Genomic DNA, 15050 nt, shown 5'->3' with positions numbered 1-15050 from the left:
TTGTGGTTGCTTCCTCGCGCCAAGTCAAATATAGATAAAGGAGAAGATAGAGATGAGAGTATCTACGTTTCAAAATGCAAATTGGGCAAAGAATCAGATGATGGATTTGAATGTGCAACAGCAATATCATCGAAATCAAGTAACTTCTGGGAAGAAAAATCTTCTTATGAGCGAAGACCCACTTGCGGCAAGTAAATCATTTGCGATTCAACATTCGTTAGCAAATATTGAACAAATGCAAAAAGATTTAGCGGATTCGAAAAATGTACTAACACAAACTGAAAATACTTTACAAGGTGTTTTTAAATCTTTAACAAGAGCAGATCAATTAACAGTGCAAGCGTTAAATGGGACGAATAGCGAAAAAGAATTGAAGGCAATCGGTGCAGAGATTGATCAAATTTTAAAACAAGTTGTATATTTAGCGAATACGAAAGAACAAGGCCGTTATATTTTCGGTGGTGATAGCGCTGAACAAGCCCCATTTACAGAAGATGGTACGTATCAAGGCGGAAAAAATGATGTGAACTGGCAACTAAATGACGGTTATGAATTAAAAGCATTTCGTAACGGAGAAGCATTATTATCCCCAGTTATAAAAACATTAAAACAGATGAGTGAAGCGATGAAAAACGGTGACCAAAAAGAGTTACAACCGTTATTAGGAGAAAATAAGAAAAACTTAGATAGCGTCATTAACCGTACAACTGAAGTTGGTTCAACTATGAACACGATGGAGACGTTTAAAACAATTTTAAGCGAGCAAAATTTAGCGCTCCAAGAAAATCGTAAAGAAATTGAAGATGTTGATTTAGCGGTAGCAATTTCTGACTTAGCGTATATTAACGCGACGTATGAAGCGACGCTTAAAGCAGTTAGCACGATGAGTAAAACGAGTATTTTAGATTATATGTAAACAATAAGGAGTGAGAAATATGGCAGGGACGTTAACAGGTATTGGTGGTAGACAACAGATTTGGAACCTCGGAAATAATATGATCGATACTTCTAACTTTGTAGAATTAGAAATGCAAGCGTTAGATATGAGGAAAACACCATATACTAATGAAAAGAACCAACTTTCACAAGATAAACTATTATATACAAGCTTAAAATCAGAATTTAGTTCTTTCACACAAACTTTTAAAAACTTAGCGGCTTTTAAAGGGAATGAGAAAAAAGTTACAACAACACAAGACGGTTATATTAATGTAAAAGCTGATGGTGGCGCGATTGCAGGAACTTTTAATATGACGATTACACAGCTTGCACAGCGTCATCAAATAGCTTCTAATCCTATTACTGATATAAATGCAAAACTTCCTAAAGATGAAACATTAAAACTAGGCGGTAAAGATCTAAAAGTAACAACTGATATGACATATAAAGATTTAATAAATAAAATTAATGATGGAGATTATGGCGTATCGGCTTATACACTTGGAGATAAAATTTTTATGTCCTCGAAAAAAGAAGGAACAGATGGGAAAATTGATTTTTCGGGGAACACTTCTACACTGTTTCAAGATATTGGTTTAGCTAAGGCGGATGGTACAGCAGTCAATACAATTAATGAAGCGCAAAATGCCATATATAGTATAAACGGTATCCCAGGTAAAAGTTCTACCAATACAATTGAAGCTCTTCCTGGTGTGAAAATTGAATTACTAAAAGTTACGGAGTCAAAAGTAGATGAAAAAACAGATGCAGGTACAACAACAGATCCAAAAGCAAAAGGTATAGATCTGAAGTTTACAGTGAGTGACTCAAACGTAACAGATGCATCGAATGTTATTAAAAAGATGGTAGCGGATTATAATAAAGCTGTTTCTACAATAGATATTTTTGCGGGAAAAGGTGGAGCTTTCCAAGGTCAAGCTATTATGCAAAGTGTACGTCAAGCGATGAATAATGTCGTAACATTTTCTCAAGATGGTAATTATTTGTTTTCATTTGGAATTCAATTAAAGCAAGACGGGACGATGGAAGTTAATGATGAAAAATTAACACAAGCGTTAAAAGACAAGCCGGATGCAGCGAAGCAATTTTTCTTTGGTTCTAACGGTTTAGGGAAGATGATGGAAGAACCACTTGATAAACTATTTGGTGATAAAGGTGTAGTCGGAGAGCGTGTAAAAAACATCGATTCACGTGTAAGTGATTTAGATAAAAAAATTAAAGATATTGAAACACAAAATCTGCAAAAACAAGATGAAATTGTGAAGAAGTATCAAAAACTAGAAAGTACACTAGCGGAGCTTGATAGCCAATTGAAAACTATTAAAGCAATGACAAAACAAAAAAGTGATGATTAATGAAAGTTAAGGAAGTGATTGTATGCAAGCATGGCAACGTTATATGCAAAATGATATTATGACGAGTAATCCGATTAAAAATACAATTTTTATTTATGAAAGATGTATTGTAGAGTTTCGTAATTTAGAAGAACTTTTAAATACTTTTAAACTCCAAGAAGGAGATGCGCTTCTTGAAAAGCTAGAACGTATTTTTGAAGAATTAAAGCTTCAATTAAATCCTGAGATTACGAAAGATTTATATGATAGTCTATTTGGTTTATATGATTGGATTAGCATTCAAATTCAAACGATGAAAGTAACTCGTGAAGCGAACGATATGGATGCGATTGTGCAAGTGTTACAAGATTTAATAGACGGTTACCGCGGAGCACTTGAAAATGAACAATGATATTTATCGAGCGTTTGTCGGCTGTTTTAATGAAATCGGAGAATTGCAAGTATCAGATGGGGAATTTACTGAGAAGAGTGCAATGTTAAATCGCTGGATGATGACATTGGATGAAGAGACGCGCGCAGATGTTGCAGCGGAAGTGAGTCCATTAATAATTAAGGCAGCACAGCATATTCGAGATAAGCAAAAGATCTTGGAAGAAATGATTATGACAAATGATGGACGAATGAAAGCGAATTCGTTTTACGGTAAATTTTAATAGGAAAGTATGGAAATGGATACCCCTTTTAAAAGGGGATCCATTCCATTGTTTGAATAAGGCGTTCCGCTGATTGAGGTTTCACTTTATGACTGTAATAAAAAGAATGGTAATAATCCAAACAATGAAAAATAAGAGGTCTTTATTTTATGGAGAGAAGTGTATGGAAGCTCTTTTTTTATTGTTTATATATCAAAATGTTACATGGATTACTACGCGTATACAGTTTTTTATATTCTTTTTTATATTTTTGTATTTTTCTAAAGACAACAATGGAAAAATGGAATAAAATATGTAAGGGTACAAAATAGATAATATTTTAATAAATAAATACATATAGGAAAATGAATAATAAAGTGAAACTTCCATCAGTGGATGATCATGCGTTAAACGAGCATGATGGAAAAGGAAGGGTGTGGAATATGCCAGATTTAGTTAGTGATGTAAGTCATTATATGAATTATTTAGTAACGAAGCGAAATACTGTTTCTAGTAATATTGCAAATGCGAATACACCGGGGTTTAAAGCACAAGATGTAACATTTGCTGAACAAATGAATATGAATAATCCACTATTCAAAAAAAATGCTGCGGATTTAAAGAGTAATTCAGACTTATATCAAACGAATGTAATGCACTTACCGACAGCAAATACGAAAAATACATACGCAAAGATTCAAACGAAATCAATGCAAACGAATAAAGATGGAAATAGTGTGGATGTAACGACAGAAATGTTAGATTTAATGAAAACAAACCAATTATACGGTGTTTCAATTAATGCAATTAATACGCAATACGCTATTAACCAAGCAGCACGTGGACGTTAATAGTAAAAGGAGAGACAAAGATGTTTCAGGCAATTAATGCAAGTGGTTCAGGGCTAACTACAGCGAGAAAATGGATGGAAGTTACTTCTAACAATATCGTAAATGCAAATACGACGGGAGCACCGGGTGCAGAGCCGTATCACCGCCGAAGTGTGGTGTTAGAATCAAATAATAATTTTGCAAGTATGCTAGATGGAGCTCCTACTAACGGAGTGAAAATAAAAAGTATTGAAACGGATCGAAATGAAAATCTTGTGTATGATCCGACGCATCCGCATGCAAATGAAGAAGGATATGTACGTTATCCGAACATTGATGTGACAGCTGAGATGACGAATGTAATGGTTGCTCAAAAAATGTATGAAGCAAATACAAGCGTATTAAATGCGAACAAAAAAATGCTAGATAAAGATTTAGAAATCGGCCGAGGATAAGAGGGAAGAGGGGAAATATGAAAATTCAACCAATGTTAAATACACAGCCATTTGGAGCGATTCAGCCGATTGGCACACAGAAAACTTCAGAGACATCTGTAGTTGAAGGCAAAAAGTTTATTGATTTATTGGAAGATATGAATCAAACGCAAAATAATGCCCAAACAGCAGTATATGATTTACTGACAAAAGGGGTAGGAGAAACGCATGACGTTTTAATTCAGCAGAAGAAAGCTGAATCACAAATGAAAACAGCTGCTCTCGTACGCGATAATCTTATTGAAAATTATAAGTCACTAATTAATATGCAAATTTAGGAAAATGGACGGGTGTATTTAAATGGAAAAGATAAAAAATGTTTTCCAATCGTTGAAAACGTGGCATAAGTTAGTGATTGGTGCTGCGCTTTTAGCGATTGCAACAGGAGCACTTTTATACTTCACCTTGCCAGATAAATATGTTGTTGTATATCAAAATTTAAACGATACAGATAAGCAAGAGATTACAGCAGAATTATCGAAGCTAGGTGTTGATTACCAATTAGCAGCCGATGGTTCGATTCGAGTGCAAAAGAACGATGCTCCATGGGTTCGAAAAGAAATGAATGGAATGGGCTTGCCGTTTAATTCAAAAAGCGGTGAGGAAATTCTATTAGAAAGCTCACTCGGTTCAAGTGAACAAGATAAGAAAATGAAGCAGATTGTCGGCACGAAAAAGCAATTGGAGCAAGATATTGTACGAAACTTTGCGACAATTGAAACGGCAAATGTGCAAATTACATTACCTGAAAAGGAAACCATTTTTGATGAAGAAAAGGCAAAGGGAACAGCAGCAATTACTATTGGTGTGAAACGTGGACAACTATTAACAGCTGATCAAGTTGCGGGTATACAGCAAATGATTAGTGCTGCAGTTCCTGGGGTGAAAGCAGAAGAAGTAAGTGTTATTGATAGCAAAAAAGGTGTTATCTCAAAAGGAGCAGATGAAGCACATTCTACTAGTTCCTCTTCTTATGAAAAAGAAGTTGAGATGCAACAACAAATTGAAGGTAAATTAAAGCAAGATATTGATGCGACGTTAATGACGATGTTTAAGCCGAATGAATATAAAGTGAATACGAAAGTGTCTGTAAATTATGATGAAGTTACACGTCAGTCAGAAAAATATGGCGATAAAGGTGTGCTTCGCAGTAAACAAGAGCAAGAAGAACGTTCTACTGCACAAGAAGGAGCAGATACGAAGCAAGGCGCTGGTATTACAGCGAACGGTGAAGTACCAAACTACGGTACGAACAATAATCAAAATGGCAAAATCGTCTATGATAATAATAACGGTAACAAAATTGAAAACTATGAAATAGATAAAACAGTTGAAACAATTAAGAAACATCCGGAATTAACAAAAACAAATGTTGTTGTATGGGTAGATAACGATACGTTAGTAAAGCGAAGAATTGATATGACAACATTTAAAGAAGCAATTGGTACGGCAGCTGGACTGCAAGTTGATCCGAATGGAAACTTTACAAATGGTCAAGTTAACGTTGTAACCGTTCAGTTTGACCAGCCGAAAGTAGAGAAAGCGAAAGAGCCAGAAGAAAGTGGAATGAATTGGTGGTTATTCGGTGGAATTACAGGCGGATTGTTAGCGCTTGGTGGCCTATTATGGTTCTTCTTAGCAAGACGTAAGAAAAAGAAAGAAGAAGAGGAATATGATGAATACTTAGCAGAAGAGGAAGTTGCTGCTAGTAGTGAAAGCATTTTTGAAATTCCTGAAGAAAAAATAGTACCCGAACCAAAACTAGAGCCAGTAGAACCATCAGAGCCTACATTGGATGATCAAGTGCAGGAAGCTACGAAAGAGCATGTAGAAGGTACTGCAAAAGTAATTAAAAAATGGTTAAACGGACAGTAAGGGAGGAAAAACAATGTTAGATGAAATCTCCTCCAAAGAGAAAGCTGCCATCCTCATTCGTACATTAAACGAAGAGGTGGCAGCAAAAGTCATTGAATATATGACGGCTGAGGAAAAAGAAGTATTACTTCGTGAAATCGCGAAGTTTCGTGTATATAAACCAGAAACGTTAGAAAATGTATTAGGGGAGTTTTTGTATGAACTAAATGTAAAAGAATTGAACTTAGTGACTCCAGATAAAGAATACATTCGTCGTATATTTAAAAATATGCCAGAAGACGAGCTGGAAAAATTATTGGAAGACCTTTGGTACAACAAAGATAATCCATTTGAATTCTTAAATTCACTTACAGATTTAGAGCCACTGCTTACAGTGCTTAATGATGAATCGCCACAAACGATAGCGATTATTGCTTCTTATATTAAGCCGCAACTTGCTTCTCAATTAATTGAGAGATTACCAGATCATAAACGTGTAGAAACGGTAATGGGTATTGCAAAACTTGAACAAGTAGATGGTGAATTAATCAATCAAATTGGTGAGTTATTAAAAGCAAAATTAAATAATATGGCATTTAGTGCTATTAATAAAACAGATGGATTGAAAACAATAGTGAACATTTTAAATAATGTTTCACGAGGTGTTGAAAAAACAGTCTTTCAAAAGCTGGATGAAGTCGATTATGCGTTATCTGAGAAAATTAAAGAAAATATGTTTGTCTTTGAAGACTTACTTGGTCTTGAGGATCTTGCGCTTCGCCGTGTATTAGAGGAAATTACAGATAACGGTGTTATCGCGAAAGCACTTAAAATTGCAAAAGAAGAAATTAAAGAGAAACTATTTACATGTATGTCTTCAAACCGTAGAGAGATGATTCTTGAAGAGTTAGATGGCTTAGGACCGCTTAAGATGACGGATGCTGAAAAAGCACAACAAACGATTACAGGTACGGTGAAAAAGTTAGAAAAAGAAGGAAGAATTATCGTTCAAAGAGGTGAAGATGATGTCCTTATTTAAAAACAGAATTCCGAAGAATTCTGTTTCTTTTTCTGAAGAAACGTATGAATTACAATTTCCGAAACCAGTATCAGTTCACATTGAAGAAGAGATACAAGTGGATCATGCAGAACTTCTTGCACAGCAAGATGCATTACATATTGAAATGAATCAGCTAAGGCAGCAGCAGCAAATGCTAGAACGAGAGCGTCAGCAGTTGTTGCAAGATAAAGAACAGTTTCAAATGCATATTCATGAACAAATGGAACAGATGGAAGCAGCGCGTATACAGTTTCAAAAAGAACAACAAGAAACAGCATACGAATGGACAGAGTTATTATGGAATCAATCTTTTCAGTTAGCAGAAAAAGTAGTGAATCAAGCGGTAGATTCGCGCTTATTAGACGTTTTGCCGATTTTAACAGGTATCGTGCAAACATTGCCTACTTCATTTGAAAAATTAATTATAACGGTTCATCCAGAAACATTTGAACGTATACAAGAAGAGAAAGAAAATACGAAAGAGTATTGGCTACTACAATTAGTAGAATGGAAGTATGATTTTTCTTTACAGTTTGGCGAATTTGTTCTGGAAGAAGAGAAAGAGTTTTTTGAATTTAAATTTGCACCGATATTTGCGAAGCTTCGTCATAAATGGGAAGAAGAGAAGTTGTTTGAGGAGCAAAACGTATGAACAACGAGCTAATGAATGAGCATAATAAATGGAATACATTTATTGAAACACCGTTTTATACGAAAGTTGGCAAAGTTCATAGTGTACAAGAGCAGTTTTTTGTAGCGAAAGGTCCAAAAGCGAAGATTGGCGATGTTTGTCTCGTTGGAGAGCATAGCGTCTTATGTGAAGTTATTGCAATTGAAAAAGAAAACAATATGTTACTTCCATTTGAACAGACAGAAAAAGTGTGTTACGGGGATTCAGTTACATTAATTACAGAAGATGTCGCTGTGCCCCGTGGTAATCATTTGCTTGGCAAAGTGTTAAATGCAAATGGCAAAGTATTAAACGAAGAGGCTGAAAATATTCCAGTGCAAAAAATAAAATTAGATGCACCACCGATTCATGCATTTGAGCGTGAGGAAATTACAGATGTATTTGAAACGGGAATTAAATCGATTGATTCTATGTTAACGATTGGCATTGGGCAAAAGATTGGTATTTTTGCTGGATCGGGTGTTGGTAAATCTACTTTACTTGGAATGATTGCGAAAAACGCAAAAGCTGATATTAATGTTATTAGTTTAGTAGGTGAACGTGGCCGGGAAGTAAAAGACTTTATAAGAAAAGAATTAGGCGAAGAAGGTATGAAAAAAAGCGTTGTTGTTGTAGCGACGTCAGATGAAAGTCACCTTATGCAGCTTCGTGCGGCAAAGCTTGCTACATCTATTGCCGAATTTTTCCGTGATCAAGGTAATAATGTACTACTTATGATGGATTCTGTTACTCGTTTTGCTGACGCTCGCCGAAGTGTTGACATTGCAGTCAAGGAATTACCGATCGGTGGTAAAACACTGTTAATGGAAAGTTATATGAAAAAGTTATTAGAGCGATCCGGAAAAACACAAAAAGGGTCAATAACAGGTATTTATACAGTGTTAGTTGATGGTGACGATTTAAATGGTCCTGTACCAGATTTAGCGCGTGGTATTTTAGATGGACATATTGTATTAAAACGTGAACTCGCAACTCTTAGTCATTACCCTGCCATTTCTGTACTAGATTCGGTAAGTAGGATCATGGAAGAAATCGTATCGCCGAATCATTGGCAACTTGCAAATGAAATGAGAAAAATTTTATCTATTTATAAAGAAAATGAATTGTATTTTAAATTAGGAACAATTCAAGAAAATGAAGAAAATGCTTATATTTTTGAATGTAAAAATAAAGTAGAAGCTATAAATATGTTTTTAAAACAAGGTCGAACGGATAGTTTTTATTTTGAAGATGTTGTCCAAGCGATGCACCATATTGTATAAGATCTCGCCCTTTGAGGTCTTATTTTTTTGTTTTTAATATTTCACAGATTTTTTTGTAAAAAAACTATATAATAGAAAAAGGGAACGTTATAATAGGAAGGGGCTATGAAAACGGGTGGATAAGCAGCAGTACGACACGATAAAATTGCAGATTAATCAAGAGAAAGAACAAATCTTGAAAGAAGTGTACGAACTAACAGCTGAAAAAAGAAAAATAGAACAAAAAAAAGAATATGATCTGTATGTTGTAAAATCACGTAGTAAAGTCGTACAAACTGGGCAACGTATTATGGCTGGTATGCTGTCTTCACATACATTTTCACCTGAAAGAATAGAAGAATGGAATCGGAAAATTAAAAAAACGGAAGGTTTTATTCAAAAAAATGAAAGCCTTTTAGAACAAATAAAAGAAAAAGAACGTATCATTGATGAAATGTATCAAGAAGATTGTAAGAAGCTTGCGAAAGTAAAAGAAAAATTAGAAGAAAAAATGCTTCTTGATTTAAAAATGTGTATGAACGGATGAGGTGGATGTAGTGATACAATTTGTATTACCGGTGCAGCAAAGTTTACCTCCGCAAAAAGACAAAGGGCTAGAAGTACAATCGAAAAATGAAAATTCTTCATTTGATAATACAATGAGAATTGAAAATAAAAAACAGCCGAAAACGGAGAAACCGAAACGAGAAGAAGCACCAGAAGAAGAGAAGAAAGAATATCTTCTCGCAAAAAAAACGGTAACGAAAGAAGAACCGAGTGTAAAGAAAGAAGAAAAGAAAGAGACAGAACAGTTATTGTTAGCTGTATCTGAGCAGATGGTTGCAATTGAGCAATTGCGTGTGCAGCCAGAATTGTTATATCAATACATACAAAAAATACAGGCGTTATATAAAGAATACGGAAATATTAAACTGAACGAATTGCCCGCAGCTGAATTACAGCAATTACAAGAGCTTTTTTCTAACATGAATATTAAAAATGCCATATGTTTAGAAGATACAATGCAAATGGCGCTAGACAAGGTGACGATGCCAGAGCAAACGTTGCAAGTATTAAAAATCGTAGAAACAGAAACTTGTAATATCGCAAAGAAACAAGAGGAGTCCAAGGAAGTAGAACTCCAGAAAGCTGAAAGCGATGATGTGAAGTTAGAGTTACCAGAAGTCGATCAATTAAACGATTCAAGTTCGACGGGAGCAGAATTATTAAATAAGGCAACTGGGACTGATCAAATAGGAAAACAAAATAGTGGAGCTGAGAAGGTTACATTACCTGACTTAGGCAAGAAAATGGAAGCACAAGTAGAGGCTCTGCAAAAGTTTGTAGTGAAACAAGAACGTGTTTTATTCCAGCTAAATCCAGAGAAACTTGGTTCATTAACTGTATTTATGAAAAAGCATGGAGATCAAATTGAAGTCCATGTAGAAATGGAAAAACACGATGCGAAAAAGCGTGTTGAAATAATTTTTGACGAATTGAAGCTGAAATTAAAAGAAAAAGAAATTAATATTCAAATAAGTTATTCAGAAAAAGATGAACAACGTAAAGAACAGCGAGAACAAGAGCAAAGGCAAAAACAAAAATTAGCAAGTACGAAGCAAGAGAAACAAGAATCGAAAGAATTTGCAGGATTATTGGAGGAATAAAGCGTGCCAACAGTTGGATTAAACACAACGAGTACAAATCATATTCCATTGCAGGCAGGAGCGCAAAAAAGTAATGCACCTGTTAACGGTGTGCAATCGCCAGTTCAACAAACAAATGGAGTTTCAGCAGGAGGGCAAAAGACTCCTGGGGTAATGGGGAAAGATGATTTCCTAAAATTGTTTTTATCGAGTTTCCAGCACCAAGATCCATTCAATGCGATGGATATGAATCAAATGATGAATCAGACAGCGCAGTTATCTCTTATGGAACAAGTGCAGAATATGACAAAAGCAGTTGACTCTTTAAGAACGACGATGTATTCGACAGCGCTTGATGGTGGAATGAAGTTTTTAGGGAAGTATGTAAGAGGTGTTGACGGTGACGGTAAAAAAGTAACTGGTCAAGTAGAGACAGTTCGCCTTGCAGAAAATAACGAAGTACAGCTCGTTATTGATAATAAAGTTGTATCCCTTCGTTTCGTTGAAAGAGTGTCTGATAAACCGATTGGAGAAACGAATCCAGAAGATGCAAAGAAAGACGATCAAAAAGTAACTGAAGAAGTAAAAACTACAAATTCATAAGGAGTGTACATACGTTATGATTAAAGCGTTATATACAAGTATTACAGGGATGAATGCAACACAAAATGCATTAAGTGTAACTTCAAATAATATTGCCAATGCACAAACAGTTGGTTATAAAAAACAAAAAGCAATGTTTGATGATTTACTGTACAACAATTCAATTGGTGCAAAAGGCGACGAGAGATACGCAGGGACGAACCCAAAAAGTATCGGTAACGGTGTGAAAATGAGCGGAACAGTTACGGATTATAGCGATGGTACAATTACGCTAACTGGTGGTAAAACACAAGCAGCAATGGAAGGTAATGGTTTCTTCGTGGTTGGCGATTCAAAAGGCGGCAACACGGAATTTACGCGTAAAGGTACATTTGGAATATCTTCAGATTACTATATTACGAATACAGAAGGGCAATATGTATTCGCTTATCCAGCGGATCCAGCAACTGGTAATGTTGACTTATCTGGTATCCCAGGACCGTTGCAAATTCCAATGGGATCAGCAATCGGTGGTATTCGAACGTCAAAAGGAGTCGTTGGAGGGAATATTCCAGCCGATGCAAAACAGATTACGCAAGAATTGCCTGTATACGATGATGCCGGTAATACATGGACAATGCGTGTAGAGTTTACACAAACTAGTGAACATAATTATACATATAAAGTACAGATGCGTAACGATTCGAAAAAAGCAACAACGTTTGAAGATGTTCCAAATGCAAATGGTCAAATGACGTTTGATGCAGTAGGAAATCCAAACCAGACAAACCCTGGAGCAGCTATTCCATTTAATGGCGGAACAGTAAATTTAGATTTTAGTAAATTAACAAACCATCCGACAGAGAAAACATTAGCAGTAACAAACGTAGATGGTAGAGCAGCAGCGACTGTTAAAGATTGCTTTATTGCTGACGGTGGATATGTGATGGTGAAATATTCTGATGGAAGTATGAAAGCTGCGGGTCAATTAGCTGTTGCAATGTTCCCGAACGAAGGCGGCTTAATGAAAACTGGTAATGGTAACTATACAGCGACAAATACAACTGGTATTTTAGCAATGGGCGTATCTGGCCAAAATGGTGCAGGAAAAGTACGCGGTAGTGCACAAGAAGGTGCAAACGTAGATTTATCTGTAGAATTCGTTGATTTAATGTTATACCAACGCGGATTCCAAGGAAATGCGAAAGTAATCAAAATTTCAGATGAAGTATTAAATGAAGTTGTGAACTTAATTCGATAATAAATCGTAAAGAAAAATTGTAACGTAGTAGAAAGGGTTTTATATTCGTATGACAAGACAAGAGCGAATTTTACAATTGCCTTTTTTCAAAAATAAACGTGAGCTTGCTGAGCAAGTGTTAAAAATAGAACGAGAAGAGCATGTATATTTACCAGATCAATTCGAAATCAAACAAGTGCCTCCATATTCGTTTGGTGAAAAACAAGCAGTCATTGGCCGTATACACGAGTTTTATTTCGTAAGTATTGGTAGTAATGGTGTTTGGAAGTATCAACTGTTTAAAGATGAGATGAAGTGCCGGGAGTTTTTCGTTATGTTGCCGGATATTACGGATCAGCAGCTTGCTTTTTGGTTCAATAACATTGAGTTGCTGAAAGGGGCTTAAAAGCTTTCTTTTTAGGTTTTGAGAGAGGGCCCAGCGATGAGTAGTAGCGGTTAGTGCTTATAAGTGGCTCGCATGATGTTGTAATACTAGAGATATCAAGTGGTTTTAAGGTAGCTGAAGAGGTGAGGAGCCATGAATGAGATTGATGGGTTCTAGGTTTTTAGTTGAGGAGGCCGAAAGTCAATTGTGGTGGTGCGCCTCTTCTCTCTTTGAAGATAGGGTCTATAAGCAGTGATTTTAAATAGATATAGATTAATTTAAGATAGTTGTGCTATATTGTACAATTAGACTAAGTTTATATAAAAGGAGAGATGAGGAGGATGGCGCAGAATAAGTATCGCGTTACATTCATTTCGCCAAGTGAGGTTGAGCAACGTACTGTAATGACGGCGAGTAGTTTGCCTAATTTAATACGTCAAGTAGAGAGTATTATTACAGATCCGAACGGTTATTTTGTAAATGATAAAAAGAATAATTGCTATTTTAAAGTGATTAAAGAAAATGTTACGTTTATTCAATATGAGTTACTATTTTCGGATAAGGAAATTCACATTGAAAAGTTAAAACATATAGCACCGGCGGTATTGAAACAAGTATTTAAAAAAATAAACGATCCGGAATTATATGCACTTGCACTCCTTGATGTTGATATAGCGACGAAGGAATATGTGCTAGAAGAAATGAATTCAGAGCTTAGAGTGAGAGTGGAAACAGAGCTTTCAAAAAAATGGGAAGCAATGCCGACAGAAATTGTAGGAGCACAAGAAGTGTTACTAGAAGCACTAGCTTCGTTTATACAAGATTAAGTCTTACCACTGTTTTTATTATTTTAAAACTATAAGGCTAAGTCAACTATCTATATTTTTCATATAGATAGTTGACTTTTGGGATTTATTAAAGCTTAATAATTAGATATACGGAATTAACGAAAGGGGAGCGACACCTTTATGTCACAAGCACAAAGTATTTTATTAGAAAGTGGAACAAACGAATTAGAAATCGTAACTTATACTGTTGGTGAAAATTTATTTAGTATCAATGTAATGAAAGTGCGTGAAATTATTAATCCATTCCCTGTTACAACTGTGCCAGAATCTCATCATGCAGTTGAAGGTGTTGTTCAAGTACGTGGTGAAATTTTACCTGTTATTAACTTAGCAACGGCTCTTAATTTAAGATCGACAAAACCACTTGATCAAACGAAATTTATCATTTCAGAATTAAACCAAATGAAAGTTATTTTCCGTGTTGATGAAGTACATCGTATTCAGCGTATTTCGTGGGAACAAATTGATGAACCAGCTTCATTATCTATGGGATTAGAAGAAACGACATCTGGTATTGTAAAACTAGATGGGAAAATCATTTTATTATTAGATTATGAAAAAATTGTCTGTGAAATTAGTGGTACTGGTTATGACAATAAATCACTTTCAGGATTAGAGCAAAAAACAGATCGAGCTGAAAAGGTGATTTATATTGCGGAAGATTCAGCGATGCTTCGCCAAATATTAGAAGAAACATTATCATCAGCTGGATATACGAAAATGAACTTCTTCAGCAATGGTGCAGAAGCGTTAGCGCAAATTGAAAAACTAGCAAAAGAGCAAGATGAAAAAATGTTTGAACATATTCATCTGCTTATTACAGATATTGAAATGCCGAAAATGGATGGACATCATTTAACAAAAGTAATTAAAGATAGTGAAGTAATGAAGCAATTACCAGTTATTATTTTCTCTTCATTAATTACGAATGAGTTGTTCCATAAAGGTGAGGCAGTTGGAGCGAATGCTCAAGTGAGTAAGCCTGATATTCAAGAGTTAATTGGTTTAGTTGATAAGTTAGTGTTGTAAAAAAGTTTTGAAAAGCTCTTTTTTAGTTGGGAGAGAGGCTCCAGCCAAGAGAGGAAGCGGTTAGTACTTAAAAGTGCCCTGTGCGTAGTAAGAACAGAGATATGAAGTGGGTTTTAGGTAAGTTAAAGAAGAGGGAGGCCGAGTTGTTGATGAACAGGCTTACATTCTTTTCTTATTAGCTAAAATTGAGGAACTAGCCATTG

General features: G+C 35.4%; 18 protein-coding genes. All 18 read left to right on the top strand.

The features are described 5' to 3' along the window. The first annotated feature begins 52 nt into the window (after nucleotides 1-52). Complete coding sequence (locus QCI75_RS18705; protein ID WP_144508534.1) at nucleotides 53-916, top strand: flagellar hook-associated protein 3; 864 nt, start codon at nucleotides 53-55, stop codon at nucleotides 914-916. A gap of 19 nt (nucleotides 917-935) precedes the next feature. Continuing rightward, entirely contained in the window at nucleotides 936-2315 is a 1380-nt protein-coding gene (locus QCI75_RS18700) for a flagellar hook-associated protein 2 (protein ID WP_144508535.1), read from the top strand. Nucleotides 2316-2337: 22 nt separating this feature from the next. Then, nucleotides 2338-2706 carry a flagellar export chaperone FliS gene (locus QCI75_RS18695; protein ID WP_016094402.1) on the top strand — a complete coding sequence of 123 codons (369 nt, stop codon included), beginning with the start codon at nucleotides 2338-2340 and terminating at the stop codon, nucleotides 2704-2706. Then, complete coding sequence (locus tag QCI75_RS18690; RefSeq protein ID WP_144508536.1) at nucleotides 2696-2968, top strand: flagellar biosynthesis protein FlgG; 273 nt, start codon at nucleotides 2696-2698, stop codon at nucleotides 2966-2968. The genes QCI75_RS18695 and QCI75_RS18690 overlap by 11 nt, the downstream gene beginning before the upstream one ends. A gap of 344 nt (nucleotides 2969-3312) precedes the next feature. Next, nucleotides 3313-3798, top strand: a complete 486-nt coding sequence (gene flgB, locus QCI75_RS18685; protein ID WP_144508537.1) for a flagellar basal body rod protein FlgB — start codon at nucleotides 3313-3315, stop codon at nucleotides 3796-3798. Between the two features lie 20 nt (nucleotides 3799-3818). Then, nucleotides 3819-4232, top strand: a complete 414-nt coding sequence (gene flgC / locus QCI75_RS18680) for a flagellar basal body rod protein FlgC (RefSeq protein ID WP_016094399.1) — start codon at nucleotides 3819-3821, stop codon at nucleotides 4230-4232. Nucleotides 4233-4249: 17 nt separating this feature from the next. Then, on the top strand, nucleotides 4250-4549 hold the full coding sequence (gene fliE, locus QCI75_RS18675; protein ID WP_002064631.1) for a flagellar hook-basal body complex protein FliE: 300 nt from the start codon (nucleotides 4250-4252) through the stop codon (nucleotides 4547-4549). 22 nt (nucleotides 4550-4571) lie between these two features. Further along, nucleotides 4572-6146, top strand: coding sequence for a flagellar basal-body MS-ring/collar protein FliF (fliF, locus tag QCI75_RS18670; protein WP_353761007.1), 1575 nt, complete (start codon nucleotides 4572-4574; stop codon nucleotides 6144-6146). 13 nt (nucleotides 6147-6159) lie between these two features. Then, nucleotides 6160-7164 (top strand): flagellar motor switch protein FliG, encoded by a 1005-nt coding sequence (fliG, locus tag QCI75_RS18665; RefSeq protein ID WP_002030936.1) that lies wholly within the window; start codon nucleotides 6160-6162, stop codon nucleotides 7162-7164. Next, the gene (locus QCI75_RS18660) at nucleotides 7151-7837 is read left to right on the top strand and encodes a FliH/SctL family protein (protein WP_033706611.1); all 687 of its coding nucleotides are present in this window, start codon (nucleotides 7151-7153) and stop codon (nucleotides 7835-7837) included. Before fliG ends, QCI75_RS18660 begins: the two co-directional genes overlap by 14 nt. Continuing rightward, the gene (fliI, locus tag QCI75_RS18655; protein ID WP_144505751.1) at nucleotides 7834-9138 is read left to right on the top strand and encodes a flagellar protein export ATPase FliI; all 1305 of its coding nucleotides are present in this window, start codon (nucleotides 7834-7836) and stop codon (nucleotides 9136-9138) included. Before QCI75_RS18660 ends, fliI begins: the two co-directional genes overlap by 4 nt. 115 nt (nucleotides 9139-9253) lie before the next feature. Continuing rightward, complete coding sequence (locus tag QCI75_RS18650; protein WP_353761006.1) at nucleotides 9254-9664, top strand: cytoplasmic protein; 411 nt, start codon at nucleotides 9254-9256, stop codon at nucleotides 9662-9664. 10 nt (nucleotides 9665-9674) lie between these two features. Beyond that, entirely contained in the window at nucleotides 9675-10784 is a 1110-nt protein-coding gene (locus QCI75_RS18645; protein WP_353761005.1) for a flagellar hook-length control protein FliK, read from the top strand. A 3-nt stretch (nucleotides 10785-10787) separates the two neighbouring features. Continuing rightward, a complete protein-coding gene (locus tag QCI75_RS18640) occupies nucleotides 10788-11366 on the top strand; it encodes a flagellar hook assembly protein FlgD (RefSeq protein ID WP_353761004.1) in 579 nt (192 codons plus the stop codon). Between the two features lie 16 nt (nucleotides 11367-11382). Continuing rightward, the gene (locus QCI75_RS18635; RefSeq protein WP_353761003.1) at nucleotides 11383-12606 is read left to right on the top strand and encodes a flagellar hook protein FlgE; all 1224 of its coding nucleotides are present in this window, start codon (nucleotides 11383-11385) and stop codon (nucleotides 12604-12606) included. Between the two features lie 49 nt (nucleotides 12607-12655). Beyond that, nucleotides 12656-12991 carry a DUF3964 family protein gene (locus tag QCI75_RS18630; RefSeq protein ID WP_353761002.1) on the top strand — a complete coding sequence of 112 codons (336 nt, stop codon included), beginning with the start codon at nucleotides 12656-12658 and terminating at the stop codon, nucleotides 12989-12991. A 320-nt stretch (nucleotides 12992-13311) separates the two neighbouring features. Then, nucleotides 13312-13797 carry a LysR family transcriptional regulator gene (locus QCI75_RS18625; protein ID WP_353761001.1) on the top strand — a complete coding sequence of 162 codons (486 nt, stop codon included), beginning with the start codon at nucleotides 13312-13314 and terminating at the stop codon, nucleotides 13795-13797. A gap of 141 nt (nucleotides 13798-13938) precedes the next feature. Then, nucleotides 13939-14847, top strand: a complete 909-nt coding sequence (locus QCI75_RS18620) for a chemotaxis protein (protein ID WP_353761000.1) — start codon at nucleotides 13939-13941, stop codon at nucleotides 14845-14847. The last annotated feature ends 203 nt before the right edge of the window (nucleotides 14848-15050 follow it).

Origin of the sequence: Bacillus cereus group sp. RP43 (assembly GCF_040459645.1) — a bacterium.
Lineage (GTDB): Bacteria > Bacillota > Bacilli > Bacillales > Bacillaceae_G > Bacillus_A > Bacillus_A mycoides_C.
The sequence above is the reverse complement of the archived record's forward strand: the minus strand, read 5'-3'. Positions and strand labels throughout refer to the sequence as shown.

Excerpts from the sequence above, each read along its gene's own strand:
- QCI75_RS18635 (WP_353761003.1), top strand. The coding sequence starts at position 11,383 with ATGATTAAAGCGTTATATACAAGTATTACAGGGATGAATGCAACACAA.
- fliI (WP_144505751.1), top strand. The coding sequence starts at position 7,834 with ATGAACAACGAGCTAATGAATGAGCATAATAAATGGAATACATTTATT.
- QCI75_RS18630 (WP_353761002.1), top strand. The coding sequence starts at position 12,656 with ATGACAAGACAAGAGCGAATTTTACAATTGCCTTTTTTCAAAAATAAA.
- QCI75_RS18660 (WP_033706611.1), top strand. The coding sequence starts at position 7,151 with ATGTCCTTATTTAAAAACAGAATTCCGAAGAATTCTGTTTCTTTTTCT.
- QCI75_RS18690 (WP_144508536.1), top strand. The coding sequence starts at position 2,696 with ATGAACAATGATATTTATCGAGCGTTTGTCGGCTGTTTTAATGAAATC.
- QCI75_RS18625 (WP_353761001.1), top strand. The coding sequence starts at position 13,312 with ATGGCGCAGAATAAGTATCGCGTTACATTCATTTCGCCAAGTGAGGTT.
- QCI75_RS18695 (WP_016094402.1), top strand. The coding sequence starts at position 2,338 with ATGCAAGCATGGCAACGTTATATGCAAAATGATATTATGACGAGTAAT.
- flgC (WP_016094399.1), top strand. The coding sequence starts at position 3,819 with ATGTTTCAGGCAATTAATGCAAGTGGTTCAGGGCTAACTACAGCGAGA.
- flgB (WP_144508537.1), top strand. The coding sequence starts at position 3,313 with ATGAATAATAAAGTGAAACTTCCATCAGTGGATGATCATGCGTTAAAC.
- fliE (WP_002064631.1), top strand. The coding sequence starts at position 4,250 with ATGAAAATTCAACCAATGTTAAATACACAGCCATTTGGAGCGATTCAG.
- QCI75_RS18700 (WP_144508535.1), top strand. The coding sequence starts at position 936 with ATGGCAGGGACGTTAACAGGTATTGGTGGTAGACAACAGATTTGGAAC.
- fliG (WP_002030936.1), top strand. The coding sequence starts at position 6,160 with ATGTTAGATGAAATCTCCTCCAAAGAGAAAGCTGCCATCCTCATTCGT.
- QCI75_RS18620 (WP_353761000.1), top strand. The coding sequence starts at position 13,939 with ATGTCACAAGCACAAAGTATTTTATTAGAAAGTGGAACAAACGAATTA.
- QCI75_RS18705 (WP_144508534.1), top strand. The coding sequence starts at position 53 with ATGAGAGTATCTACGTTTCAAAATGCAAATTGGGCAAAGAATCAGATG.
- fliF (WP_353761007.1), top strand. The coding sequence starts at position 4,572 with ATGGAAAAGATAAAAAATGTTTTCCAATCGTTGAAAACGTGGCATAAG.